The 26659-nt window shown below is 69.0% G+C and carries 20 protein-coding genes; 15 read left to right on the top strand and 5 right to left on the bottom strand.

Going from position 1 to position 26659, the window contains the following annotated elements; all coding sequences use genetic code 11:
• From OPU66_RS05030 to OPU66_RS05020, 3 genes are all read left to right on the top strand, one after another.
• On the top strand, window positions 1-770 hold a 770-nt coding region (locus OPU66_RS05030; protein ID WP_498552509.1), incomplete at its 5' end, for a FecR family protein.
• A complete protein-coding gene (locus tag OPU66_RS05025) occupies window positions 757-3132 on the top strand; it encodes a TonB-dependent receptor (protein ID WP_498552508.1) in 2376 nt (791 codons plus the stop codon). The genes OPU66_RS05030 and OPU66_RS05025, both read left to right, overlap by 14 nt.
• A 109-nt stretch (window positions 3133-3241) precedes the next feature.
• Window positions 3242-6472, top strand: a complete 3231-nt coding sequence (locus tag OPU66_RS05020) for an autotransporter outer membrane beta-barrel domain-containing protein (protein ID WP_498552507.1) — start codon at window positions 3242-3244, stop codon at window positions 6470-6472.
• 268 nt (window positions 6473-6740) lie between these two features.
• On the opposite strand, the gene OPU66_RS05015 is transcribed toward OPU66_RS05020, so the two are convergent.
• The 4 genes from OPU66_RS05015 to OPU66_RS05000 form a co-directional block, all read right to left on the bottom strand.
• Window positions 6741-7667 carry a M23 family metallopeptidase gene (locus OPU66_RS05015; protein ID WP_498552506.1) on the bottom strand — a complete coding sequence of 309 codons (927 nt, stop codon included), beginning with the start codon at window positions 7665-7667 and terminating at the stop codon, window positions 6741-6743.
• 34 nt (window positions 7668-7701) lie between these two features.
• Complete coding sequence (locus OPU66_RS05010) at window positions 7702-9792, bottom strand: calcium-binding protein (RefSeq protein WP_498552505.1); 2091 nt, start codon at window positions 9790-9792, stop codon at window positions 7702-7704.
• 262 nt (window positions 9793-10054) lie between these two features.
• Window positions 10055-12271 (bottom strand): calcium-binding protein, encoded by a 2217-nt coding sequence (locus tag OPU66_RS05005; RefSeq protein WP_498552503.1) that lies wholly within the window; start codon window positions 12269-12271, stop codon window positions 10055-10057.
• Window positions 12272-12409: 138 nt separating this feature from the next.
• Entirely contained in the window at window positions 12410-13801 is a 1392-nt protein-coding gene (locus tag OPU66_RS05000; RefSeq protein WP_498552502.1) for a TolC family protein, read from the bottom strand.
• Between the two features lie 422 nt (window positions 13802-14223).
• Here OPU66_RS05000 and OPU66_RS04995 point away from each other — a divergent pair, with 422 nt between their 5' ends.
• The 12 genes from OPU66_RS04995 to OPU66_RS04940 all read left to right on the top strand — a co-directional run bounded on the left by OPU66_RS04995 (window position 14224) and on the right by OPU66_RS04940 (window position 25928).
• Window positions 14224-15351 (top strand): helix-turn-helix transcriptional regulator, encoded by a 1128-nt coding sequence (locus tag OPU66_RS04995; RefSeq protein ID WP_498552500.1) that lies wholly within the window; start codon window positions 14224-14226, stop codon window positions 15349-15351.
• Window positions 15348-17123 (top strand): type I secretion system permease/ATPase, encoded by a 1776-nt coding sequence (locus OPU66_RS04990; protein ID WP_498552498.1) that lies wholly within the window; start codon window positions 15348-15350, stop codon window positions 17121-17123. The genes OPU66_RS04995 and OPU66_RS04990 overlap by 4 nt, the downstream gene beginning before the upstream one ends.
• Window positions 17124-17132: 9 nt before the next feature.
• Window positions 17133-18491, top strand: coding sequence for an HlyD family type I secretion periplasmic adaptor subunit (locus OPU66_RS04985; protein WP_498552497.1), 1359 nt, complete (start codon window positions 17133-17135; stop codon window positions 18489-18491).
• Window position 18492: 1 nt separating this feature from the next.
• The gene (gene purU / locus OPU66_RS04980) at window positions 18493-19341 is read left to right on the top strand and encodes a formyltetrahydrofolate deformylase (protein ID WP_498552496.1); all 849 of its coding nucleotides are present in this window, start codon (window positions 18493-18495) and stop codon (window positions 19339-19341) included.
• A 75-nt stretch (window positions 19342-19416) separates the two neighbouring features.
• Complete coding sequence (locus OPU66_RS04975) at window positions 19417-19872, top strand: CBS domain-containing protein (RefSeq protein WP_498552495.1); 456 nt, start codon at window positions 19417-19419, stop codon at window positions 19870-19872.
• 120 nt (window positions 19873-19992) lie between these two features.
• Window positions 19993-20178 carry a hypothetical protein gene (locus tag OPU66_RS04970; RefSeq protein ID WP_498552494.1) on the top strand — a complete coding sequence of 62 codons (186 nt, stop codon included), beginning with the start codon at window positions 19993-19995 and terminating at the stop codon, window positions 20176-20178.
• A gap of 102 nt (window positions 20179-20280) precedes the next feature.
• Window positions 20281-21567, top strand: a complete 1287-nt coding sequence (locus OPU66_RS04965; protein WP_498552493.1) for a two-component system sensor histidine kinase NtrB — start codon at window positions 20281-20283, stop codon at window positions 21565-21567.
• Window positions 21560-22180 carry a response regulator transcription factor gene (locus tag OPU66_RS04960; protein ID WP_498552491.1) on the top strand — a complete coding sequence of 207 codons (621 nt, stop codon included), beginning with the start codon at window positions 21560-21562 and terminating at the stop codon, window positions 22178-22180. The genes OPU66_RS04965 and OPU66_RS04960 overlap by 8 nt, the downstream gene beginning before the upstream one ends.
• Before the next feature lie 142 nt (window positions 22181-22322).
• Window positions 22323-23198 (top strand): hypothetical protein, encoded by an 876-nt coding sequence (locus OPU66_RS04955; protein WP_498552490.1) that lies wholly within the window; start codon window positions 22323-22325, stop codon window positions 23196-23198.
• Window positions 23199-23560: 362 nt separating this feature from the next.
• Window positions 23561-24214, top strand: coding sequence for a BON domain-containing protein (locus tag OPU66_RS04950; RefSeq protein WP_498552489.1), 654 nt, complete (start codon window positions 23561-23563; stop codon window positions 24212-24214).
• Between the two features lie 42 nt (window positions 24215-24256).
• Window positions 24257-25225, top strand: a complete 969-nt coding sequence (locus OPU66_RS04945; RefSeq protein WP_498552488.1) for a universal stress protein — start codon at window positions 24257-24259, stop codon at window positions 25223-25225.
• Window positions 25226-25355: 130 nt separating this feature from the next.
• Window positions 25356-25928 (top strand): FxDxF family PEP-CTERM protein, encoded by a 573-nt coding sequence (locus OPU66_RS04940; RefSeq protein ID WP_498552487.1) that lies wholly within the window; start codon window positions 25356-25358, stop codon window positions 25926-25928.
• Between the two features lie 314 nt (window positions 25929-26242).
• On the opposite strand, the gene OPU66_RS04935 is transcribed toward OPU66_RS04940, so the two are convergent.
• Window positions 26243-26653 (bottom strand): hypothetical protein, encoded by a 411-nt coding sequence (locus OPU66_RS04935; RefSeq protein ID WP_498552486.1) that lies wholly within the window; start codon window positions 26651-26653, stop codon window positions 26243-26245.
• Window positions 26654-26659 lie beyond the last annotated feature (6 nt).

Genomic DNA, 26659 nt, shown 5'->3' with positions numbered 1-26659 from the left:
TCCTGAAAGCCGCCGGTGCCGTCCGGCGCGGCGGCGACACCCCCGTTTGGGCGCGCGCGCCCCGGCGGCGCTGGGCGATTGGCGGCGCGGTGGCGGCGGCGCTCGCAGGCGTGCTTGCGGTCCAGAGCCTCAACAGCCCGGCCATGGACATGATCGAGACGCGGCCCGGCGAACGGCGCAGCGTGACGCTGGCCGATGGCAGCCGCGTCGATCTGAACGGCGGCACGCGGATCATGCTTGATCGCGGCAATGCCCGCTTTGCGCGGCTCGAACGCGGCGAAGCGCTGTTCACCATCGTCCATGACGCGCGCCGCCCGTTCGAGGTCCGGGCCGGGGATGCGGTGCTGCACGATCTGGGCACGGTGTTCGACGTGGTGCGCGAGCCAGACCGGCTGCGCGTGGCGGTGGCCGAGGGCGCGGTGCTCTACAACCCGGCCGGGGAGCGCGTGCGGCTCGACCCCGGCATGGGGCTGAACGAAACAGGCGACAGGGTGACGGTCACGGCACTCGACCCGGCAAGCGTCGGCGGCTGGCGGGCCGGGCGGCTCAGCTACAATGCCGCGCCGCTCGCCACCGTCGCGGCCGACCTTGGCCGCAGTATCGGCGTGCCGGTGCGCGCGGCCCCGGCGGTCGCGGCGCGGCCGTTCACGGGGGTGATCGTGCTTGACCCGGACCGCGATCTGCTGTTCCGGCGGGTTGCCGCGCTGCTTGGAGTGCGGGCCGTCCGCTCGGCTGAGGGCTGGACACTGGTCCAAGGTGAACCGCGCTAGCCCGATCCTTCTTGCCGCCCTGCTCATCCCGGTCGCGACCGCGTCGGCCGCCGAACGCAGGGCGCTGGCGATCCCCGCCGGCCCGCTCGGCCGGGCGGTGGTCATGCTCGGCCGCCAGGCCAATGTCAGCATAGGGCTGACCGACCCGGCGCTGGCGCGGCGCGAGGTCGCCGCCCTGTCGGGCCGCATGGCCGTGGACACCGCGCTCGCCCGCCTGCTGGCCGGCACCGGCGCCCGCCACATGGCGGTCGATGCGCGCACCTTCCGCATCTTCATCGACCCGCGGGCGGCGGCAATAGCCCGGCCGGGCCGACCCCGCCCCCCGGCGGTCATGCCGGACGATCCCGGCGACGTGCCGGACATCGTCGTCACCGCGCTCAAACGCCCGTTCCCGCTTGCCGCCTTTCCGGGTTCGGCGAGCGTGATCACCGGCGACGACCCGGCATTCGCCACCGGGCCGCGCGGCAGCGAGGTGCTGCTGGGGCGGCTGCACACGCTCACCTCCACCCATTTCGGGCCGGGGCGCAACAAGCTGTTCGTGCGCGGGATCGCCGATTCAAGCTTCAACGGCCCGACCCAGGCGACGGTCGGCCAGTATCTCGGCGAAACGCGGCTGAACTATAACGCGCCCGACCCCGATCTCAGGCTCTATGACATCGACCGGATCGAGGTGCTGCCGGGTCCGCAGGGCACGCTCTACGGCGCCGGGGCGCTGGGCGGGATTGTGCGGATGGTGCCCAACCGGCCCGACACCGGCACGGCCGAAGGCACGGCGATGATCGGCGCATCGACGACGCGCCATGGCGATCCCGGCATGGACATGGCGGCGATGCTCAACCTGCCGGTCGCCCGCGACCGGCTGGGGCTGCGGCTCGTCGGCTATGGGCTGGTGCAGGGCGGCTATATCGACAATCCGCTGACCGGCGCGCGCAACGTCAACACGGCGCGGGTGCAGGGCGGCCGCGCCGCGCTGGCCTGGGCGGTCGATGACCAATGGCGGGTGACGCTTGCCGCGACCGGCCAGCTGATCCGCGGCGACGATGCCCAGTCGGCCGACCGCAACGGGCCGCCGCTCAGCCGCGCCGGGGCGATCGACCAGCCCTTTGCCAATGACTATCTGCTGGTCGACGGCGTCGTGACCCGCGACTGGGACGAATATCGGCTGGTCGCGACGACCGGGCTGGTCCGCCAGCGCCTGGTCGAAGTTTATGATTCGACCAGCCCCGGCGGCCCGCCGCTGCGCTTCAGCCAGCGGACGCGGATCAACCTGCTGACTTCGGAAGTGCGGCTGTCGCGCCAGACGGCCGATGGCGGCCCCGGCTGGCTGATCGGCGCGAGCCTGGTCGACAACCGCTCCCGCCAGAACCGCCAGCTCGGCCCGCCCGGCGAACCGGCGGCGCTGCCGGGGGTGGGCAATGACGTGTTCGAGGCGACCTTGTTCGGCGAAGCGACGGTGCGCCCGCTCGACTGGCTGACGGTGACGGCCGGCGGCCGCGCCGTGACCGCGCAGCTGGGCGGCCGGGCGCTCGATCCGGTGCTGTTTCCGGGCATGGGCCTGCCCGGCATCGGGCTGCGGGCCGATGCCCGGCGCGGGCTGGCCGCCGTGCTACCCTCGGGCGCGATCGCCGCGCGGATCGGCCCCAACGCGCTTGGCTTTGTGCGCTATCAGGAAGGCTTCCGTCCCGGGGGACTGGTGGCCAATTCGGCCTTTGTCGCCCGGTTCAGCAGCGACCGGGTGCGCACGGTCGAGGCCGGGCTGCGCTATGGCCGCCCCGATCTGGGCGCGCTCGACATTCAGGCCTCGGCGGCGTTTACGCGCTGGACCGACATTCAGGCCGACACCATCGATCTGTCGGGCTTTCCGATCACCGCCAATATCGGCGACGGCCGGATCTGGACGGCAGACCTGCGCATCGGCTGGCGGCCGCTGCCCGGCCTTGCGCTTGAGGCGGCGGGGCTGTTCAACGACAGTCTGGTAAGCGACCCCTTGCCCTCGATCATCGCCACCCCGCGCGCACGCCTGCCCAATGTCGCGCGCTGGAACGGGCGCGCCTCGGCAGAATATCGCCATGATCTGGGCGCGGGGCGGACGCTGCGGCTGAACGCCGCGCTGCGCCATGTCGGCCGCTCGCAGCTGGGCATCGGCCCGATCCTGGGCGAGGCGCAGGGCGGATGGACCGATGTGTCGGCCACCGCCCGGATCGGCTTTGGCGCGCATGCGGTGACGCTGAGCGTCGCCAATCTGCTCGATGCGGCGGGCAACCGGTTCGCGCTCGGCTCACCCTTCACCATCGTCACCAATCCGCAGGTGACGCCGCTCGTGCCGCGCACCGTGCGGCTGGGCTGGGATCTGCGTTTCTGAACGCACTTGCCGCATCTGGCGGGTGCGGGTTCGCGCCGGCCGCGACGTCCTGACTTCCGAAGCCCCGCGCCGGTCCGCGCGGGGCTGCCATCCGGAAGAAGGACAATCCATGCGCCGCCTGCTCGCCTGCACCTGCCTGACCCCGCTGCCCCTGCTCGGCCTTGTGCCCGGCATGCCGACTGCCGCCGGGGCGCAGACCGTGATCTCGACGCGCCTGACCACGCCGGTTGCGACCGCGACCGCCGCCAATGGCCAGCCCGACAGCCTGCGCATCGCCAGCGGCGGGGCCGTGGCACCGGCAACCGGCACGGCGGTGACCGTCAACTCGAACCACAATGTCACCAACGAAGGCGCAATCGAGGTGCGCGGCGCAAACGGCGCGGTCGGCATCCTCGTCAATCCCGGCACGGCCACCAGCATCGTCAGCAGCGGCCAGATCACCATCGACGAAAATTACACGCCCGCCGACAGTGACAATGACGGCGATGCCGACGGCCCGTTCGCGCAAGGCAGCAACCGGTTCGCGATCCGGCTGGCGCCGGGTGGGCAGGTGACCGGCAATCTGACCGCCAGCGGCACGATGACGGTGGAGAGCAACAGCTCGGCCGGGATCGCCGCCGACAGCCGGCTGGTCGGCAATCTTGCCGCGACCGGCACGATCACCGTCACCGGCAATGACAGTTTCGGCATCCGCACGACTGACGTGACCGGCAATCTGCGCGTCGCCGGCACGGTCGATGTGCGCGGCGGCAATGCGGTCGGCGTGCTGATCGGCGGCAATGTCGGCGGCGCGGTCGCGGTGCAGGGGACGATCGCGGCCACCGGCTACCGGGCGACGACGCGGCCTGCCGACCCGTCCAGGCTTGACGCCGACGATCTGCTGCAGGGCGGCCCGGCGCTGCACATTGCCGGCAATGTCGCGGGCGGCCTGCTGTTCGACGTGCCGCCCGCCGACACCAATCCCAATGATGCCGACGAGGACAAGGACGGCATCCCCGATGCAAGCGAGGGCCGGGCCGCGATCACCGTTTATGGCGCATCGCCGGCGGTTCTGATCGGATCGGCCGACCGTGCCGTCACCCTGGGCGCGATCGCCGGCGAGGCGAACGGCCACGGTCTCGTCAACCGCGGCACGATCACAGCCGAGGGCGTCTATACCGGGGTGGCCGCCAATGCGGTGATGATCGGCGGCCAGGGGCGCGATGTGATCATTGCCGGCGGGCTGACCAATGCCGGCACGATCCGGGCCAGCAGCTTCAACGGATCGGCGACCGCACTGCGCATCGGCGAGCGCGCGACGGTGAACGAGATCCGCAACACCGGCGCCATCCAGGCCGACGGCGCAAGCACCGCCAACGGCCGCAGCCGCGCGGTCGTGATCGACCAGAATGCGGCGGTGACGGCGATCCGCAACAGCGGCACCATCGATGCGCGGGCGACCGGTGCAGGATCGGCAAGCGCGATCCTCGACCGCTCCGGCCGGCTCACGCTGATTGAAAACAGCAACACGATCAATGCCTCGGGCGGGGCGGCGGCGCAGAACATCGCCATCGACACCCAGACGAACCTGAGCGGCGTGACCGTGCGCCAGCAGGCCGCGACCACGACCAGTGCGCCAGCGCCGCGCATCCAGGGCGCGATCCTGTTCGGCAGCGGCGGCGATCTGCTCGACGTGACGGCGGGCAGCGTCACCGGCAATGTCGGCTTCGGCGCGGGCGACAACCGGCTGGTGCTGGGCGGCGCGGCGACGCTGACCGGCGACAGCGTCTTCGGCGGCGGGGCCGACCGGGTGACGCTTGGTGGCAGCGCGCAGCTGCTCGGCGCGCTCGATCTGGGCGGCGGGGCCGACCAGATCGCGGTCAGCGGCACGGCGCGCTTTCGCGGCGCGGTCAGCAATGCCGGCGGGGCGGCCATAACGCTGACCGGCGGCAGCTTTGAAATCGCCAATACCGGGCCGGTCGCGCTCGGCTCGCTCAGCGTCGGCCAGGGCGCGGTGCTCGGCGTGGCGATCGATGCAGCGACGGGTGCCAGCACGCGCGTCGATGTCGCTGGCACGGCCAGCTTTGCACAGGGGTCGCGGCTCCAGCTGCGTGTGACCGAGATCGGCCAGGTCGAAGGCCGCTTCACCGTGCTCCGCGCCGCCACGCTCGCAGGCACGCCCAGCCTGTCGGTCGACGCCAATCTGCTGCCCTATCTTTATCGCGGCCAGCTCGCCGCCGGCACCCCGGCGGGCGAGCTTGCCGTCGAGATCCGCCGCAAGACCGCGACCGAACTCGGCCTCAACCGCGCCCAGGCGGGTGCCTATGCCGCCGTCTATCAGGCGTTCCTTGCCGACCGCGATGTCGGCAACGTCTTTCTGGGCTATACCGGCAAAGACGGTTTTCTGGCCGCCTATGATGCGCTGCTTCCCGACCATGCGGGCGGGGTGTTCGAGGCCGCAACGCTCGGGTCGCGGACGACCGCACGCATCATCTCCGACCGTCATGCGCCGCTGGCCAGTCAAGGCCGCTGGGGCTTCTGGTTGCAGCAATCGGGCTGGGGCACCGACAAGAGCCGGGGCGAAAGCGCGGCCTATCAGGTGCGCGGCTGGGGCTTTTCCGGCGGTGCGGAGGCGATCACCCGCGCCGGCAATTTCGGCCTGTCGGCCAGCTATCTCGACAGCCGCAATCGCGGCCGCGACAGCGGCAACAGCGTCGGCATCGGCCAATATGAACTCGGGGCCTATTGGCGGCTGACCACCGGCGGCCTTCACGCCTGGGCGCGCGGGGCGGCCGGGTTTCTCGACATGGATGCCGACCGCGTCTTTTACGGCCGCACCGCCACCGGGCGGGCGGTCAGCCGCGCCGCCACTGCGAGCTGGGACGGCCGGCTTTATTCGGGCACGGCCGGCGCATCCTATCAGATCGCGCTCGGCCGGCTGGCGCTGCGCCCGCTGGTCAGCATCGATTATCACCGCCTGTCGGAAGCCGGCTATGTCGAAACCGGCACCGGCGCGGGCGGCCGGCTGACGGTCGCGCGGCGGCGGTCGGACGAACTGGCCGGCACGGCCAGCGCCACGCTCGGCTATCTGAGCGGACGCACCGACGACAATTGGCTGCGCATCGAACTGGAGGCGGGCCGCCGCCAGCTGCTGGGCGGGCAGCTTGGCGACACGGTGGCGCGGTTCGGCACCGGGCAGAACTTCACCCTGATCGCCGATCAGCGCACCGATGGCTGGCTTGGCCGGGTGCGCGTGCTCGGCGGCAGCCCGGGCTTCACGCTGGGCGGCGATGCCAGTGTCGAACAGCAGCAAGGCCGCGCCGCGCTGTCGTTCCGCGCATCGCTGCGCATCGGCCTGTAACGATGGGAACCGGGCGGCCCGGCAGGGGCCGCCCGGTAATCCGGTCAGAAGCGGGCAGACACCGCCACATAGGCCCGGCGCGGACGGCCGGGGTCAGCAGCAGCGCAGCCCGTGCCCCCCATTTCGGGGTGACGTCACCGGGCGCCTGCATTCCTTCCGGTCTTCTTCTGGAGCCTGATCAGAGCGCGGCGCTCATATCAATGGGTCCCAAACCTCGCGGCGGGGGCAGGGCCAGCTCAGTTGCGGATTCTATGCAAAGGCCCCCGCGTCAGCGCAGCGTCGCCACCACCTCCATGCGGGACAGGACGATATCCCCGGCGCGCACCAGCAGGCGCGCACGATAGCGCCCGGGCGGCCAGCCCCCTGCGGGCACGCGCCGCCCCAGATGCGCCGACCAGACGAGATAGGGCCGCTCCGCCCGGACAACGCGGCGCGTCAGCACCCGGTCATCGGGGCCGATCAGTTCGAGCACAATGTTCTGCCCGGGGTCGGGCGCGATCAGCTCGACCAGGCCGATCAGCGGCGCCGTGCGCGACGGCGGTGGCAGATCGGCGATCAGCGGCGGCCTTGCCGGCGCGGTGGTGATCACGAACCGGACCGGCTGGCCGCGCGCATAGGCAAAGGCGGCGAGCATCATGCCGCTCCAGAGCGGGCGGCCCGGCCCGGCACCGCATGCCGCAGGCAGGGTCGCGCCGGTAAAGGGATCGACCGGCCGGCCCTGATGGCGGATCGCGAAATGGAGATGCGGATATTCGGTCTCGCCCGACAGGCCGACCAGCCCGATCTTCGCCCCGGCCGCCACCTTGTCGCCGGGGCGGACGGTGACGCTGCCCTGCCGCAAATGGCTGTACTGGCTTTCCCAGCCATCGCCATGATCGATGACGACGGCATTGCCGGCCGGCGGATCGCCGCCGCCGGCCCGGACCGCGCGGTCAACGACATGATCGCGGATGCGCAGCACCGTGCCGGCGGCGGCGGCGGTCACCGGCACGCCGCGCGCCATCGCGGTCAGGCCGTTGATGCGGAAATCGACGCCGTCATGCCCGTCCGTCGTCACCGGGCCGCAGCGATAATCGGTGCGCGCCGGCCCCGGATCGACATCGACATATTTCTGGATCCAGCAGCTCCGCCCCGGCTGGCAGTCGAGCGGCAGGGCGAGCGCCGGCATCAGGGCGAGCAGGGCGGCGATCATCATGGCTGCGGCCTTTGGCGGGCGGGGCTGGAACGCATCAGAAAAATCCGATCACGTCATAATCGGCGAGCCCGCGCGACCATTGGTTGATGTCGTCGATGCCGATTGCCCCCAGATCGTCAAGCGCACCGAAGCTGAAATCGGGAAAGGCGATGCTGCCCAGCCCGGCCAAGTGCAGGATGATCAACATGGCGACGGGATCATAGCTGACCGTGATCAGCGCGCGGTCAAAGGTCCGGGGATCGTCGACATCGAACAGGATCGTGTCGCGGTTGGGCGGGCTGAGGCCGGTGATGACATCGTCGCCAAACGGCGTCCGCAGATCAAAGACGAACCGGTCCTTGCCGGTGCCGCCGGTCAGCACATCGTCGCCGGCCCCGCCATAAAGCCAGTCATTGCCGTCGCCGCCGTGAAGGACATCGTCCCCGTCGCCGCCCGAAAGCCAGTCATCGCCCGCGCCGCCGGCCAGCCGGTCATCCCCCTGCCCGCCGTCGAGCCGGTCCCGCCCGGTGCCGCCGTCGAGCATGTCGTCGCCCTCATCGCCGGCAATCATGTCATCGCCATCGCCGCCTGCGGCATGATCATGCCCGGTGCCGCCGCTGATCGCATCCTGCCCCGCGCCCCCGGTCAGCCGGTCGTCCCCGTCGCCGCCGGACAGGTCGTCATCGCCGTCCCCGCCGCTCAGCACATCGTCGCCGGCCCCGCCGTCCAGCTGATCGTCACCGTCCTGACCCGCGATCATGTCGGCACCGGTGCCGCCTGCGGCGCGATCATTCCCCGTCCCGCCGGCAAGGCTGTCATCGCCGCTGCCGCCGTCCAGCACATCGTCCCCCGCGCCACCGAACAGGCCGCCGGGCCACAGCATCGGCCAGGCCGCGAGATCGTCGTCGAGCCGTTCGATCTCCGCCAGGGTGAGCGATGCATGGTCATGCCCCGCACCGCCGGCGAGCAGATCATTCCCCGCGCCGCCAACCAGCAGGTCGCGGCCGCTGCCGCCATCGAGCCGGTCGTCATCATCCTCGCCGAACAGCAGGTCGGCACCGGCCCCGCCGACCAGCAGGTCCGCGCCGCTGCCGCCCCACAGCCAGTCGAGCCCCGCGCCGCCGTCCAGCGCATCATCGCCATCGTCGCCGGTCAGCACATCGTCGCCGGCCCCGCCGGACAGGTCATCGTCATCGGACTGGCCCCGGATGAAATCCGCCCCGTCGCCGCCGTCGATATGATCGGCCCCGTCATCGCCGAGCAGATAATCGGCACCGCCCAGACCAAGGATGCGGTCATCGCCGCCGCCGCCATCGATCCGGTCGTCAAACCCGGATCCGGTCAGCAGATCGTCCCCGCCCAGCCCGAACAGCAGGACGGGGACGACGAACCGGCCGGGATCATCGGCCCCGTCGCTGCCGACATGTTCAACCGGATCGGGCTGGTCGACGACCGGATCCTCGGTCGGCTGATCCTCGGGCAGGTCGGGATCGGGCGGCGGAGGGGGTGCAGGTGTTGGTGCCGGCGCTGGTGTCGGTTCTGGTGCCGGCGCTGGCGCTGGTGCCGGCGCGGGCGCGGGTGTCGGCAGCGGATCGGGGCCCAGCGTTGCGGGAGCGGGTGTCGGGCCGGGGCCAATGGGAGTCGGGACCGACGGGGGATCGGGCACGGGAACGGGGGCTGGCTGCGGTGAGGGCGCGGGCGTGGGCACGGGCACGGGCACGTCGCCCACGGGGACAGGCGGCGGGTCCGGCTGTGGCTGGCCAGCCAGCGGCGGGTCAGCAGGGGGCGGATCGGGCAGGGACGGATCGGGCGGGAGCGGGTCGGGCGGATCAGTGTCCCGGTCGCCCGCCGGCTGGGGCAAGCGCGCCGCCGGGTCGAGAACGGCCGGACGCAGGGCAGCACTCCACTGCCCCGTCCCTGCCCCGGCTGCCGCCGCGCCGCGCACCGGCTGCGCCCATCCGTCGCGGTCGGCAAATGACAGTGGCGGAGGTGCCGGGCGCGCGCCCGCAAGGCCGGCGGCGGGCGGCAGGGTATCGGCACTGGCGGTGCTGCCGGGCGGCCGCGCCATCGGCAGCTTCGGTTTGTCCGACAGCCCCACCAGTCTGACCAGGAGCACCGGACCAACCGACACGGGGTCGGTGACCATCGGATGGCCTTCTCTCTGCATCCGGCCCGTGCGGGCCGGCTGTTATCCGCGATCTCGTCGTCACGGTCGGCAGCAGAATGGCCGGGATCGCCGCGCGCCAACATCCCCAGCCGGGGACGCGCATGCCCAAAAAGCGCATGCAAAAAGGGGAAGTGACGGCGGCCCGTCACTTCCCCAGTGCAGAGGTCCACCCGGTCATCCTCATGCCCAAGGGGTCAGGGGCATTTGTGTGGCCGGATGAACGCGGAACAGCGCGAAACGGTCAGTCGAACACGATCATGTCGTATCCGGCATTGCCCTGGCTGTAGCTGTTGATGGCATCGACCGAATCGTAGAAGCCGGCTGCGGCCAGGCTCTGGTTGAAGGCATCCGCCTGCGCCCAGAAATCCTCGATGACGACGATGCCGTTCGGCCCGGCGATCAGCACGTCGAGCGCATCGCCCTCGCCGTCCCAGTCGTCGGTCAGGACGGTCAGATCCGAATCCGGGTCGAAACCGGAGTCGACCGCATAGACGATCTGGTCGCGGTTCGAGAGGCTGAAGTCCCGGTCCCCCGTCGGCGAAACGATCTGGTCGAAGCCATAGCCGCTGCTCGACCCCGTCTCGTCGAAGTTGAAACTGTCCTTGCCGGTGCCGCCGGAGAGGATGTCATCCCCCTCGCCGCCGGTCAGGCTGTCATTGCCATTCTCGCCTTCCAGATAATCGTCGCCTTCGCCGCCGCGCATGGTGTCGTTGCCATAGTCGCCATACATGGTGTCGTCGTCGGCGCCGCCATCCATGACGTCGGCACCGCCGCCGCCCCACATCAGGTCATCGCCGGCACCGCCGTCCAGAGTGTCGGGGTTGCCGACAATGCCGACCGTGTCGAACAGATTGTCACCATAAAGGGTGTCGTCGCCGGCCCCGCCGGTCATGGTGTCGCTGCCCAGTTCGCCGGCCAGCAGATCGTCATTGTTCCCGCCCGCAATGACGTCATTGCCGGTCCCGCCGAGGATCCTGTCCTCGCCGTCGCCGCCGCTCAGCACGTCATTGCCGGCGCCGCCATTGATATCGTCGTCGCCGGTCCAGCCATCGATGTCATCGGCCCCATTGCCGCCGAGCAGCGTGTCGTCGCCGGTGTCGCCGAAAATGTCATCATCGCCGTCGCCGCCTTCGACATAGTCGTCGCCGGCATCGCCATCGATCGTGTCGTCACCGGTCTCGCCATAAATGGTGTCGTTGCCGTTGCCGCCGTGGATCGTGTCATCGTCGCTGGTGCTGAGATCGGTCGGGTCGAAGAACGGATCGCCATTGCCGATGATGAGGTCGTCACCATCGCCGCCGCCGAGCACGTCATTGCCGACGCCGCCGGTGATCACATCATTGCCGGCCTCGCCCTGGACATTGTCCTCGCCATCGTCGCCGTTCAGCACATCGTCGCCGATGCCGCCAAAAACGGTGTCATTGTCGGCACCGCCCTGGACGAAGTCATTGCCGGCGCCGCCGCGGATCAGATCCTCGCCGGCATCGCCGTCAAGCTCGTCATTGCCGTCATCGCCGTCCAGCACGTCATTGCCTTCACCACCGTCGAGCTGGTCGTCCTCGGTGCCGCCCGACATCGTGTCGTCGCCATCGTCACCCCAGAGGAGATCATTGCCGGCACCGCCGCTGATCCGGTCATTGCCGCCCTGGCCGAAGACCTGATCATCGCCATTGCCGCCATTGATCACATCGGCATTGCCCTGCGACGGATCATATTCGCCATCGGCATTGTAGGCGAAGCCGTCGGGCTGGCGGCCGCCGACCGGATTGGTGCCGTTGCCCGCGCCCATATTGGCGGTGGTGGTGACCCCAAGGCTGTGGCCATTGTCGCCAAAGATGACGTCATTGCCGTCGCCGCCGTTGAGCGTGTCGACGCCGACAGAGTTGAGCCCGCCTTCGATATAGTCGTCGCCGGCATCGCCGTTCAGCGTGTCGGCCCCGGCCTGACCGAACAGATCGTCATTGCCGGTGCCGCCATTGCCGGTGTCGTCGCCATCGCCGCCGACGATCCGGTCGTCGCCCGACTGGCCGTTCAGCGTGTCATTGCCGGCCCCGCCATGGATGAAGTCATTGCCGCCGCCGCCCCAGGCGGTGTCGTTGCCCAGACCGCCGAGCAGCGTGTCATTGCCGTCGCCCGGCTGGTCGAGGCCCTGCCAGACGGCATTGCCCGGGCCGATGACGACGAACGAGGCATTGTCGCCGACCAGCGTGTCGTTGCCCGCCCCGCCTTCCACGCGGTCATTGCCCTGACGGCCGATCACGACGTCGTTGCCGCCATCGCCGTAAAGATCATTGTCCAGATTGTTGCCGAACACCCGGTCGTCGCCGCCACCGGCGCGGGCGTTGTAGGGCAAGGCCGCCGTGGTGTTGCTGGTCATCAGGTCGATGGTTTCGGCCAGGGCCGTCCCGATCACCTGGGCGCGTGCGGTTGCCGCCTTGGGCGCAGTTGGAGCTACCATGTCGATCCTCCGTCTTTGGGCCGGGGCCGCCCGTTCAGGACCATCGCCCCGGATGAGAGCGGAACGCCCTCACACCGCCGAACTAGGATCGAACCGGATCCCCCAACATTCCTCGATGGGGACAATCCGCAATAGTTTTCAGTTGCTTGCCTGTCCCCGAATGGGAGCAGCGGGGGCTGTGCCGAGGGCCCCGCGGTCGCCCGCGGGGCGGGTCAGCGCCAGCCGCCCCGTCGCCGCCAGCAGGGTTGCGCGCGCGACATATTCGTTGCGCACCGCCCGCTCGAGCGCGGCACGCGCCGCGAGCAGTTCATTGTCGGCATCAAGCACATCGATCAGCGTGCGCGATCCCCCGCCGACCGCTTCGCGCCGCACCCCCTGCGCGGCCTGCTCCTGCGCCAGCACGGCGCGGCGCGCGGCGGCGATGGTGCCGGTTGCCGCCATCCAGCGCGCCCAGGCGGTGTCGACGTCGCGCACCGTTTCGCGCAGCGACGCGGCGATCTGGTGCAGGCGCTGCGACCGCAGCGCGCGGGCACGCGCCAGCTCGGCATATTCGCGCCCCTGCTGGAACAGCGGCAGCCGCATCTCGACGCCGCCATAAACGGCGGACCGGTCATTGGGCAGCCGCCCGATGAACAGATTGGCGACCCCGCCGGTCAGAAACTCATAGCCGCCGACCAGATCGACCTGCGGCGCAAACGCCCCGCGCGCGACATCGACCGCCTTTTGCGCGGCAGCGGCATTGCCGCGCGCGGCGCGCACCACCGGGCTCGACTCGGCAAGCTGGCGCGATTCATCGAGATTGGGCGGGATCGGCGGCAGATCGGGCAGCGCCGGCACCTCGGTCACGGCGCGGCCCATCACCGCCGCAAACGCCGCCGCGCTAGCGGCCACCGCCTCCTCGACCGCCAGCACATTGGTCTCCGACACCGCGAGTCGCGCCTGCGCCTGGCTTTCATCGGTCATGGTCGCTTCGCGCAACTCAAGCAGCCGCGAGGTCGACCGCAGCCGTTCGGCGACCGCCCGCGCCTGATCTTCGGCAAAAGCGCGGATGCGGCGATCCCGGTGGGCGTCGGCGGCGGCGCTCAACAGGTCGAGCAGTGCCTGCTGGACCGTGGCTTCCAGCGCGGCGCGCCCCGATTCCAGCTCCGCCTGCGCCTGGCTGACGCTGTTGGGCGTCCGGAACCCGTCGAACAGCGGCAGCCGCGCCTCGACATCGACCTGGCCGATGGTGAAGTTCTGGTCGCCCGCCCCGCCATGAATGGTCAGCTGCCGCCGCTGCGACAGCGCATTGGCCTGCACCGACGGCAGATAGCCCGACTGCGCCGACCTGAGCCGGGCGGCCAGCCCGTCAACGGCCGCGCGCTGGGCAAGCACGGTCGGGTTGGTTGCCAGCATTTCGGCCGCGAGCGCCGCCATGTCGCCGCCTGCCCTTTCGACCTCATTCATGTCGACCTGCTGCGCCGTCGCGGCGCTGGCGGTCACGACCAGAGCGGCTCCCGCCGCAGCGAACAGGCGCAGGCCATCCAGCATGTGCAATACCCCTTTGATCGCGGACGAAATTGTCGTCGCTGAAGGGCCGCCGGGCCGGTTGTTCAGCCCGCGATCGACGCCGTGGTCCGCGCTCCGGCGGTTCGGCCATCATCGCGGCACAAGGCCCGGCATCCCTGAAAAGGGACATAAAATGCGCCGCCCTGCGCCTATATTCGTATATTCCACAATAGAGCGCGCAACGCGGCAAAACTAACAAATCTACAAGGCAGCGACACCCAGCGCCATTATTGGCGTTTGTCCAATACATACATGCAATCGGTCGCATAATAGTAACAATAATCGACACTGGAATGCGATTTTCCGAAACATCAAGGGGTTCATACGCAGTGGATACTGTCTGCAACCCGCCGTCTGCGGCCGCGTCATGTTCGGACGGGATCCATGCCGGATTTCAGCCGACGATGACCGCCCGGACGGGCTGGCGCGATTTTCTGGCCGGTCTGGGCATCAAGGCGGCGGTGCTGGCCTGCGAACCAGGCGGGACCTGTGCCGGCCGCTATCTCCACATCATCGGGCTGGACGAACTTCAGCAGGATGCGCGCCTCGCCGCCGGTCTGATCGGCTTTGCCGAACGGATCTGGCAGGAGTTTCCGGGCAGCCCGTTCACCAGCTTCACGCTGCCGCTGATGCAGATCGTCCGGCCCGAGGAGCGGCTGTGGCAGACATGCCCGGTCCAGCCCGGCAGTGCGGAGATGAGCCAGCTGCTTGCCCGCTTCGCCTATGGCGCGGTCATCCGCACGACAGGTTCGGGCGGCAGTTCCGGCGCGCCCGGCTGCGCGATTGCCGGCCTGCTGCTCCGCACGGCGCAGGCCGGCCCGTTCACCGCAGCGGTGGAGCGCCAGGTTCTGGATGCGATCCCGCTGTTTCAGGACGCCGCGCTGGCCAGCGCCGAAGCCAGCCATCGCGGCCGCCAGATCGCCCGGCTGACGGCGATGTTCGATCAGGTGTCGGTTGCCATGATCCTGTCCGATCAGGCCGGGGGCGTGCTGTTTGCAAACGAAAGCGCGCGGGAAATGCTCGCCGGGCGCGGCTTTGTCGTGCAGGCGGCGAACGGGCGGATCGGCTGCCCGCGCCCGGGGCAGACCAACGCGCTGCGCGAGGCGATCCGCCGCGCCTGTGCCAGCCCCGGCGGCGACGGCGCGCATAGCTGTTTCAGGATCGGCGATCCGGTGGATGACTGGCGGCTGGCGGTGGTGGTGCCCGGCAGCTCCGCGCTCGCGCCGGCGGCAGAGGGCTGCGCGATGCTGCTGATCCTCGATCCACACCGGCCCGACACGCCTTGCGAAATGCTGGGCGCGCTCGGCCTGTTGCCGTCCGAACAGCGGTTTCTTCAGGCGTTTCTCGCAACCGACAGCCTCGCGGATGCGGCGCGCCGCATCGGGCTGACCGAAGAAACGGCGCGAACCTATCTGAAACGCGTCCGCAACAAGCTTGGCGTTCACCGGCAACTCGAACTGGCCCGGCTGGTCTATGGCCTCGCCCCGCCGATCCGGTCCGCCGCCATCCTCGCAATGGAGCAGGGCCGATGATCTCGCCACGCCCCCGTCTGAACCCCGAACGGCCGCTGGCACCGCTGCTGCGGCCATGCCGTGCCGCGCTGCGCCGGGTGATCGTGTTTTCCGGCATCATCAACCTGCTGACGCTCAGCACATCGCTGTACATGATGCAGGTCTATGACCGGGTGCTGACCAGCCAGAGCCGCGACACGCTGATCTTCCTCACCCTCGCCGTGTCGCTGGCGATCCTGCTGAGCGCGGTTCTGGAAGGCGTGAGGCAGTCCGTCGCCAACAGCAGCGCCGGCTGGTTCGCCGGACATCTGGGCGGGCGGCTGCTGTCGCGCGCGCTCGAACAGCGGCTGGTCATCGCCGGCCGCCAGCTCGACGTGCTGCGAGAGCTGAACACGGTCAAGGGCTTTGCCGCCACGCCGACGGTGTTCCACCTGATCGACATGCTGTGGGTGCCGCTCTACCTCGCGGCGACCTTCCTGCTGCACATCTGGTTCGGGGTGATCGCGACGATCGGCGCGGTCGCGCTGTTCGCCCTCGCGCTCTACAATGAACGCGCGACGCGCAACCGGGTGCGCGAAAACGCCATGCTGGCGAGCGCGAACATGCAGTTCGCCGAAAGCCTGATGCGCAACAGCGAAGTGATCGACGCCATGGGCATGGCCGACCGGACGGTCGCGCACTGGACGACCGGCTATGCCGCCGAGATCGAGGCGGCCGAACAGACCAACCTGTTGTCGATCCGGGCCGTCGCCGCCGCCAAATTCGTCCGCCAGATGATCCAGATCCTGCTGCTGGGCGCGGGCGCGCTGCTCGTCATCGACATGCAGCTGACCGGCGGCGCGATGATTGCGGGCACGATCATCGTCGCACGGCTGCTCGCCCCCATCGATGCGTCGATGAGCTATTGGAAGCAATTCGTGCTGGCGCGGCAGGCGTTTCAGCGGCTGGACCGCTTCTGCACGCTGCCGGCCGTTCGCCGGTCGGACATGGTGCTGCCCAAGCCGAATGGCGATCTGGTGGTCGACCGCGTGACCTTCATGGCCCCGGGCATCGGCACCCCCATTCTGAAAGGCGTCGATTTCCGCCTGAGTGCGGGCGAGATGCTGGCCATTGTCGGGCCATCGGCATCGGGCAAGACGACGCTGTCGCGGCTGCTGGTCGGGGTGCTCAAGCCGGTGCAGGGGCATGTCCGGCTGGACGGCGCCGACACGTTCGACTGGGCGCGCACCGATTTCGGCCCGCGCATCGGCTATCTGCCGCAGGATGTGGAGCTGTTGCCAGGCTCGGTCCGGCTCAACATCGCGCGGTTCGACCCGCAGGCGCTGCCCGATGAAGTGATCCGGGCGGCAATCGCGGCCGACTGCCACCGGATGATCCTCGAGTTCGACGACGGCTATGACATGGTGCTGGGCGAAGGCGGCGGGCAATTGTCGGGCGGGCAGCGGCAGCGCGTCGGCCTGGCGCGCGCGCTGTTCCGCGACCCGCGGCTGGTCGTGCTCGACGAACCCAATGCCAGCCTCGACACCCAGGGGGATGCAGCGCTGGTGCGCGCGCTCACCGATCTGAAGCGCCGGCGCGTGACGACGGTCGTGGTGTCGCACCGGCCGAACCTGCTCCAGCTCGCCGACAAGATCCTGGTGCTGCAGGACGGGCGGGTGACGAAGTTCGGCCCGGCGGCGCAGGTCCTGCACGACATGGGTGCCCCGCGCGCGCCGGTTCGCGCGCCCGCCGCAATCGCCCCCGCGCCGTCCGCTGCCGTGCACGGCGCGGGCGAACCCGTCGTCACCAGCTGAGAGGCGACCATGAACGCACCCCCGATCTTCCGCAGCCCCGAACCGGCGATGCTGTTCCGCGCAACCGAGATCAGCGCCCTCGCCCCGCGCACCCGCCGCGCGATGCGCCTCGGCTATGCGGCGCTGGCCGTCTTCGTCGCCATCTTCGCGCTCTGGTCGGCGCTCGCCCCGCTTGACGGTGCCGCCGTCGCCACCGGCCTGTTGCGAGCCGATGGCGGCGGGCGGCGGACAGTGCAGCATCTGGAAGGCGGGATCGTGTCGCGCATTCTGGTCCGCGAAGGCGCACAGGTGCGCGCCGGACAGCCGCTGGTGCTGCTGGACGACACGCAATCGGGCGCACAGCTGAGCGCGCTTCAGGCCAGCTATGACAGCCTGTTGGCGCAGGATGCCCGGCTGAGCGCGGAGCAAGCGGGGGCGGCCGCGATCACCTATCCGGCCGAACTGACCGCACGGGCGGGCGACCCCGCCGTGCGCGCGATCATCGCCGCATCCGACGGCGCGTTCCGGGCGCGGCGCGCGGCGCTGGCCGGGCAGCTCGACATCATCCGCCAGCGGGTCGGCGGGGCGAGCGCGGAGCTGGGCAGCGCCACCGCCCAGATCGGCGCACTCGATGAGCAGAGCCGCCTGCTCGATGCGGAGATCGGCAAGGTCCGCACACTCGTCGGCGAGGGGCTGGAGCGCGAATCCCGGCTGATGGCGCTCCAGCGTCAGGCCACCGGCATTGCCGGCCAGCGCAGCCAGCTGATCGGCGCGGCCGGCCGCACCCACAAGGCGATTGCCGAAAACCAGGCGCAGATGACGTTCCTGCGCGGACAGATGACGGGCGACGCCGCGCTGGAGCAGCGCATGGTGCGCGCCCAGCTGGAGGAGGCGCGGCAGAAGCTAGTCGCCGGCCGCGACATCAGCAGGCGGCGACAGGTGATCGCGCCGGTCGATGGCAAGGTGGTCGGGCTGCGCATCGTCACGCCGGGCGGCGTCATCGGGGCCGGCCAGCCCATTCTCGACATCGTGCCGAGCAACGAACCGATCATCGTGCTGGCCCGGCTGAAGGCGTCCGACATCGATCTGGTCGCCGCCGGTCTCGACGCCGAAGTCAGGCTGACGCCGTTCAAGGCGCGGGTGATCCCGCTGCTGCGCGGGCAGGTGCGGCGCGTCGCCGCCGACGCGACCTGGGACGAACAGACCCGGACGCTCTATTACGAAACCGAAATCCTGCTCGATGCCGATCAGCTGCGGCGCGTGACCGGGCTGAAGCTGGTGTCGGGCATGCCCGCCGAGGTGTTCGTCAAGCTCGGCCGGCGGACGCTGTTCCAATATTTCCTGCAACCTGTCTCCGACAGCTTCCGGCGCGCGTTCCGGGACGAATGACATGCCGGCGCGGCTGGTGCTCACCATCCATTGCCCGGACCGGCCGGGGATCGTCGGCGCGGTCGGCGGGTTCCTGCACGGGCTTGACTGCAACATCGTCGAATCGGCGCAATTCGGGGATCAGGATTCGCGGCGCTTCTTCATGCGCATCGTGATCGAAAGCCCCGCGCTCGGCCGCGATGCGCTGCGCGATGCCCTGGCCCCGGTCGCGCGCCACTATGGCATGTGCGTCGCGGTCCGCGCCGCCCAGGACCGCCCGCGCACGCTGATCCTGGTGTCGCGCGCCGGCCATTGCCTGAACGACCTGCTTTACCGGCGCGACATTGGCGACCTGCCGGTGGAGATTGTCGGCGTGGTGTCGAACCACCCCGACTGGGCGGAGCTGGTGACGGCAAGGGGCCTGGGCTTTCATCATCTGCCGGTGACGCCGGGCGGGCGCGACACGGCCGAACGGCAGCTGCACGACCTTGCCGCCGCGACGGGTGCCGAACTGATCGTGCTCGCGCGCTACATGCAGATCCTGTCCCCGGCGCTGTGCGCGGCCTTTGCCGGGCGGCTGATCAACATCCATCACAGCTTCCTGCCCGGGTTCAAGGGCGCGCGCCCCTATCACCAGGCCTATGCGCATGGCGTGAAGCTGATCGGCGCGACCGCCCATTATGTCACCGCCGATCTCGATGAAGGCCCGATCATCGAACAGGAGGTGATCCGGGTTGACCATGCCATGTCCCCGGAGCGGCTGGCCGCATCCGGGCGCGACATCGAGACGATCGTCCTCGCCCGCGCCATCCGCTGGCATGCCGAAAGCCGCGTGCTGCTGAACGGCAACAAGACCGTCGTGTTCCCATGATCCGGCGCGATGTGGACATTCCCAATACCGGGTCGCCCGCCTTCGGCGGAAAATGCCTGCAAGGAGGTTCCGACCATGAAAGCGCGTGAGATCATGACCAGAAATCTGCTGACCGTCGGACCGGCGGTGAGCATTGCCGAGACCGCGCGCCTGATGGCGGTTGAGGATGTGGGCGCGATCCCGGTCGTAGATCGCGGCATGCTGGTCGGCGTCGTCACCGACCGCGATCTCGTCGTCCGCGCGCTGGCCAGCCGGCTGCCGGGCAGCACGCCGATTGGAGAGGTGATGACATCCAGCCCGGTCACATGCAACGACGATGACAGTCTGGACGATGTGCTGGAAACGATGTCGGACGAACAGATCCGTCGCGTTCCGGTGATCGCGGATGGGGGCGATCTGGTCGGTATCGTGTCGATCGCCGATATTGCAGCGGTCAAGGGCGAAGCCCGCGACGTGGGCGAAACGGTGGGCGAAATCTGCCGCGCCCGGGGCCTGCATTGCCAGACATCGACCCTCGATGCCGCGCATTAGAGCGGTTTCAGCCCGCTGACCGCGCCACGCGCCACGCGCCGACGCGGCGACATGGCAGGGCCGCAGGACGCACATGCACCGGCTCTGCACCGGAGCGGTCCGCATCGGGAGGCCGGTTCAATGGACGATGTGGCATTTTTCACGCGTCGCCTGGCGCAGCACCGCGCACTCGCGGCTGCAGCGCCCTCGCCTCATGTCCGGGCAATCCATCAAGAGTTTGCCGAGGCCTATGAGCTGCGCCTCATGCTTATGCCGCTCGCCCGGCCCGAAGCGGTGACGCAAGTGCGCGCCGAGCTGTGGCTGTAGCCATGGCCTTATCGGATGCGCGCAGGCCAGCCCATGGAACCGAGCAGCATATTGTGGAGTTTGCGGATAGCCGTGGCCGACGGCAGAGCTCATTCCGGCATCATGGCCACTGGACCGAAACGCCATCTGCCCGATGATGGCCCCGCCGCAGCCGGCGAGCGGGAGGCTGTGACGGCCGCCCCGCGCGCAATCGACCCCGCGCAAGGTCTTGTCATCGACCAACCCGACCAGACCATCGACCGCACGCCGACAGCACACGCGCATCACAACCGGTATCTGCAATCGATCATCCGCAACATGCCGGACGGGATGATCGTCGCCGACCGCCAGGGCGTCATCCTGTCGGTCAATCCGGCGGCCGAGCGGATGTTCGGCTGGCCCGCTGCAGAGCTTGAAGGCCGCAACGTCTCGGTGCTGATGCGTCGCAGGGACGCGAGCGACCATGCGGGCTATATCCGCCGCTATCTGCGGACCAAGCAACGCCGGCTGATCGGTTTCGGGCGGGCGATGATCGCAGAGCGCCGCGATGGCAGCCACTTCCCGATCGAAATCACCCTTGGCGAGGACTGGAGCGGCCAGCAAATCTTCACCGCCTTCATCCGCGATCTCGAGGAACAGGCGATCGCCGAAGGCCGGGTGGAGGAGCTGCGCGCCGAACTGGCCCAGGCCGCGCGCGTGAACGCGATGGTCGCGCTCGGGTCGACGCTCGCGCATGAAATCAACCAGCCGATCGCCAATGTCGCCAATTATGTCGAAAGCGTCCGCCATATGCTCGCCGACGCGTCAGACGCGGGCAGGGCCGAAGCGGACATGGCGGAAATCGACGAAGCGCTGCGCGAGGCAGCGGCCGAGGCGTTGCGAGCCGGCGACATCATCCGCCATCTGCGCGATCTGGCAGCGGGCGCCGAACTGGCCAAGACGATCGAGGATCTGAGCCTGATCGTCCGGGACGCGGCGGCGATCGGCCTGCCGGGCAGCCTGCCCGGCGGCCGGAACGGCGGCGATGACCTGCACATCAAGGTCGCCCAGGCCCTGGTGCTGGTCGATCGCATCCAGATCCAGCAGGTGCTGATTAACCTGATGAAAAATGCCTGCGAAGCCATGGCAGGCAAGGCGCAGCGCGAGGTGACGATCACCGGCGAGATCCTCGACCACGGGCTTGTGCGCGTGTCGGTTGCCGATCGCGGCGACGGGCTCGACCCCGAGATTGCCGACCGGCTGTTCGACGCCTTCATGTCAACCAAGCCCGACGGCATGGGGCTGGGCCTTGCGATCTGCCGGACCATCATCGAATCGCATGGCGGACGGATCTGGGCAGAGCCCCGGCCGGGCGGCGGCACGGTCTTCCACTTCACCATCGCGCGCGCCGGGGAGGCCAGCCATGGCTGAACAGTTCGTCCATCTGATCGACGACGAGGAATCCTTTCGCCGCTCCGCCTCCTTCCTGCTCCGCAAATCAGGCTTCGAGGTCAGGGTGTGGAGTTCGGGCGACGATTTCCTGAAGGACCTGCGCGCGCTCAGGCATGGATGCATTCTCCTCGACCTGAGCATGCCAGGAGCCGACGGCATGGAGGTGCTGGCAACGCTGATCGGGCGCGGCATCCAGCTTCCCGTTATCATGCTGAGCGGGCATGGCGACATTCCCATGGCCGTCCGCGCGATGAAGAATGGGGCGGTCGATTTTCTGCAAAAGCCGTTCGAACGCGGTGCCTTACTCGCCGCGCTGCATGCGGGGTTCGACCGGCTGGCCAATGCCTGTGCCGCCGATCTGCAACGCGCCGACGCGCAGCGGCTGCTCGCCGCTCTCACCGAACGCGAGCTTGAGATCCTGAGGCGGCTTGCGAACGGCGCGCCCAACAAGATGATCGCTTATGATCTGGGCATCTCGTCGCGCACCGTCGAGGTGCATCGCGCGCACGCCATGGCAAAGCTCAATGCCCGCAGTTTTCCCGATGCGCTGCGCGTCGCCTTCGCCGCCGGGCTGCACCGGGCACCCGAATAAAGCCGATTGCCGCGAAGGCGGCCCTGCAAAGTCCTAACCTGCATTTCTTTCATATAAGATGCATTTCGATTATTAATCGCGCGCGTCGCCGATCAAGGGACGAGGCTCGCGGAGGCGCCTCTTTATGTCGGGGGGCTGACGCATGCCGGAAATCTCGTTCGGGTCGCTGCTGTCGACATTCCGCGCCTCTCTTGATCTGGTGTCGCAGGAGCTGGATCTGAGGCTCGATGGCACGGATTTCTATGACTACATCCTGCTGCTCTCGATCCTCCAGGCCAATGCGTCGGGCGCGCGCGGCGAAATCAGAAAGCATTTCAGCATCAGATCGATCGCCGATGGCATCGGCCTGCCCAATGAAACCGCCCGCCGCCATGTCATGCGGCTGGCGGACAAGGGGCTGGTGCTGGTTGATGATTCCGGGTGCCATGTCGCGCGCACGTCGCCAATCTATTCGGAATATATCGACAATCTGGAAGCCGGCGCAAAGACCGCGCACCGGCTGGTGGCACGGCTCGAGCCGCTGGGGCTGGTGGGCGACACGGGCCAGCGCCTTGCCGGGTCCGACATCTGGATCACCCACCAGCGGAAGATCGGGCATCTCGCCTTTGAACATATGCTGCGGACCTTGACGTCGGTGCAGACGCTGTGCCGCCGCCTGCTGACGTCGATCCTGTTCGTCAAAGTCTTCACCATCAACACCAGCGACACCGATTATGATGCGCTGGTCGATGTGACGCCGGAGGCGTGCGCCGCGCTCGGAGACCGCGGGCTGCTGCGCCCGGCGCGGGTGAGCGAGCTGGCCGAGGCGATCAGAGTGGCGGGCACCACGATTGGACGCCATCTCCAGAAAGGCGTGACCGCCGGTCTTTACCGGCACACCCCAGACGGGCTGCTGGTCGATTGCACGATGCTGGCGTCCCGGCAGGGAATCGCGATGATGGGGCAGACGCGGACCAGCCTTGTCCGCCTGTTCAACGATCTAGGACAGCTCGCGCGAAGCGACGCTCTCGTGTCCTGAAGCGGGGCCGGCGCCGTCGAGGCCGGCGCTGCGTTCCTCCTCCCGCCACTGGAACAGCATCGCTTCAATCATCCGACGCCGGCCCGGGTCCGACTCGCTCCTGAGGATCGCCTCATACTGGGCGATGTTTCGCCTTCGCACGAAGCTCTCCATCACGGCTCCACCTCCCAGGTTGTGGATAACTGGCCGTGACGACCCCGGAAAGCAGGCCCGTGCCCCATTTTGTGCGAGCCCCCGATTGGGACGGCGCGGCCGGGCGCAATGTGGCGATTCCCAATTTTCCCCGGATCGCGACTCCGCCAGCCTGACCCCCGGGTGGCGGCGCGACTGCGCGCGCACCGACTCACATGGGAGAGGTCATCGTGAAGACGGATGCCGATATTCAGCGCGACGTTCAGGCCGAACTCGAATGGGAACCAAGCCTTGATGCAGCGGGCATCGGCGTGGCGGTGAGCCACGGCGTGGTGACGCTCACCGGCCAGGTCAAATCCTATGCGGAAAAGATGGTCGCAGAAAAGGCCGCCGGGCGGGTTGCCGGGGTGCGCGCCATCGCGGAGGAGATCAAGGTCAGCTACCCCTCCGATCCCAAGACGTCCGATCAGGAGATTGCCCGCCGCATCGCCGATCTGTTCGACTGGGACGTGATGATCCCCGGCAAGCATCTGCACGTCCGGGTCGAAAAAGGCTGGGTGACGCTGACCGGGACGGTGGACTGGGAATACCAGCGCCGTGCCGCGCGCGGCGCCGCCGGCAAGATCAATGGCGTTCTCGGGATCAGCAATCAGATCGAGGTGCGCCAGGCCCCGGTCGCCCGGGATGTGCGCGACCGGATCGTCGCCGCGATCCGGCGGCAGGCGGATGCCGATGGCGAGACCATCGAGGTCGAAACCAAGGGCAATCGCGTCATTCTGAGCGGCCGCGTCAAGGCGTGGCATGAGCGCCAGCTGGCCGAACGCGCCGCCTGGGCTACGCCAGGCGTCGGCGCGGTCGACGACCGGATCACGCTCGCCATGTGATCCAGCCCCCTATCCCCGCCCCTCCAGCCTGATGCGGTTCAGATGCAGACCATCCTTCCGGCCCCTCCCCCCACCCCCACCCCCTCGCCCATCGATCCCGCCCGGCCCGCCCCCGCCATGATGGCGGGGCCGCAGCCGGCGCTGATCTGCCTTGACGATCTGGCCGGGGGCGGCGCGCTGCTCGCGCATGGCCGCGCGGTCGCGGCCGGGCTGGGGGTGCCGGTCATGCTCGGCCATGTGCTCGACACCCGGCGAGATGATCTGGCCGCAGACCTCGGCCACGGCCCGCTGCGCCGGACGCGCGCGCAGGGCAAGCTGGCCGATCTTGGCGGCGAGGCGCAGCGGCCGCTGGTGCTGGAAGGACGCCCGTGCGAACAATTGCTGCGCTGGATCGCCAAGCACCGGCCGCCCCTGGTTGGGCTCTACACGCGCGCCGCCGCCCATCCCGAGGCGTCCCGCCGGCTCGGCCATGTCGCGTCAGCGGTGCTCGCGGACTGCGGGGCATCGGTATTGCTCGTGCCGCCGGACAGTCACGCCGTCGCGCGATACCGGCGGATCCTGCTGCCGCTCGACGGGTCGTTCGACAGCGAACGCGCCATCCCCATCGCCGCCAGCCTGGCGGCCGCCCATGATGCCGAACTGCTGCTCGTCCATGTCGTGCCGGTGCCGGAGCTGACGATCATCGGCCCGGTCGAACGCGACGCGATCGAGCTGCGCGAGCGCGTGCGCGCGCGCAACGAACATGTCGTGCTCGATTACCTCCAGTCGGTCCGGCACCGGCTGATGTGCGCACGCCAGCCGGCCTCGGTGCATGTCAGCCATGGCGACGCGCGCGACGGCCTGCCCGCCGCCTGCGCGAAATTGGCCGCCGACCTGATTGTCCTGTCGACGCTGGGCAATGGCGGGCATGGCCAGCAGGGGTGCGGGCATGTCGCCGCTCATCTGGCCGGCACCGCCCGGACGCCGGTTCTGCTGATCAAGGCACTGCCGGGCCCGGATGGGGCATCATGATGTACGCGGGCGACGAAAATCTAAGTACACCTCACAATTACACCCAATCTTTCGCCGTGCCACCCCTGTTCTTCCGAACGTCACGTAAAGACCGGATTTATAATCTGGTTTATTAAAAGAGGGGAATATCATGAAAGCCTGCAATATTGTCCTGACAGGACTTGCCGTCCTGTTCGCCAGCCCTGCACCGGCCGTCGTCTATATGGTCGGTACATTCAATGTCCCGCCGACCCAGGCGGTAAATCTTGTGCCGTCGGTCATCGCATCGCCCGGGGCATTCCAGGATGAATTCCGCTTCACCGTGTCCGCACCGCTGACGATCGCCGCCAGCGGCTTTCAGACCACGGCGCTGTTTGCCGGGTCCACCGAGCTCAGCAATCTGGACTTCGGACTGGTGCAGCTACGCAGCGGCTTCGGCAATGCCGGCGCGCTCGTTGCCACCTTTGCCAATGGCGGGGCGCTGAACAGTCTGGAAACGAGCGCGCTCGCGCCGATCCAGCTGGGGGCCGGGCAATATACGATCGTGGTCAACGGCATCGTCGGCACCGGCCCGGCAGATTATGACGGATCGATCGTGTTCGCCGCCGTGCCCGAACCCGGGGTCTGGGCGTCGCTGATCGCGGGCTTCGGACTGATCGGTTCGGCCGCACGGCACCAGCGCCGCCGCCGCGCAAAAGGCGAAACCGCGCTGCGCCTGGCCTAAGGCGTGTTCAGGCCGGGTTGACTCCCCCCGGCGGCGCGAACCGGGCTTTGCCATGACAAGACAGGCCGGTGGTGCCGGGCGCAGACGCTGCCCAGCACCACCGGCCTGTTGCCGACTCCGCCACCCGCGCCCGACGACCGGCGCCGGGCACCGACCGGCCCGGGCACGGCCGCCATCCGGCGACATGAGGAGATTCCACAATTGGCAGCCGGCAAGGACGGTGCGACAAGTGAGACGTGATCAGGAAGCCGAGCATTTTTATTGGCTTTGAGTGCAAACACAAAGCCTTGGTCCGGTGTTCGACGACGATCTGATCATAAAAGCCGGCGGCGTTCCCCAAGATATGTCCTAACAGACATCGGACCGGGGGGATGCCGCCGGTTCCCTTTGGAAGTGATGGCGACAGCCTGGGTCCGGTCCAGCAGGGCGTAACAATCCGCCCCCACGTACCCGACTCCGACGGACCACCGGCTCAGGCGCAGCGTGGCCTGGGCGTTGTGCGCATCGGCGCTCGACCAGCGCGCATATTGATCGCCGACATCGAAGCCCAGCGAGACCCCGTCGGTATCGGCACGCATCCGCGCGCCGCCATCGATCAGCGCGACCGTGCGGTCGATCGCATAATCATCGATGCCGATGCTCGCCGCCGGGTGAACACATAGCCCTCGCCCCACCGCTTCTTCGGTGCGCAGCCACCGCGGTCGCCAGGTTATCGCATTGGGCACACCCCC

The organism is Sphingomonas sp. URJC2, from assembly GCF_059803575.1.
This window is presented reverse-complemented; position numbering and strand designations above follow the sequence as displayed.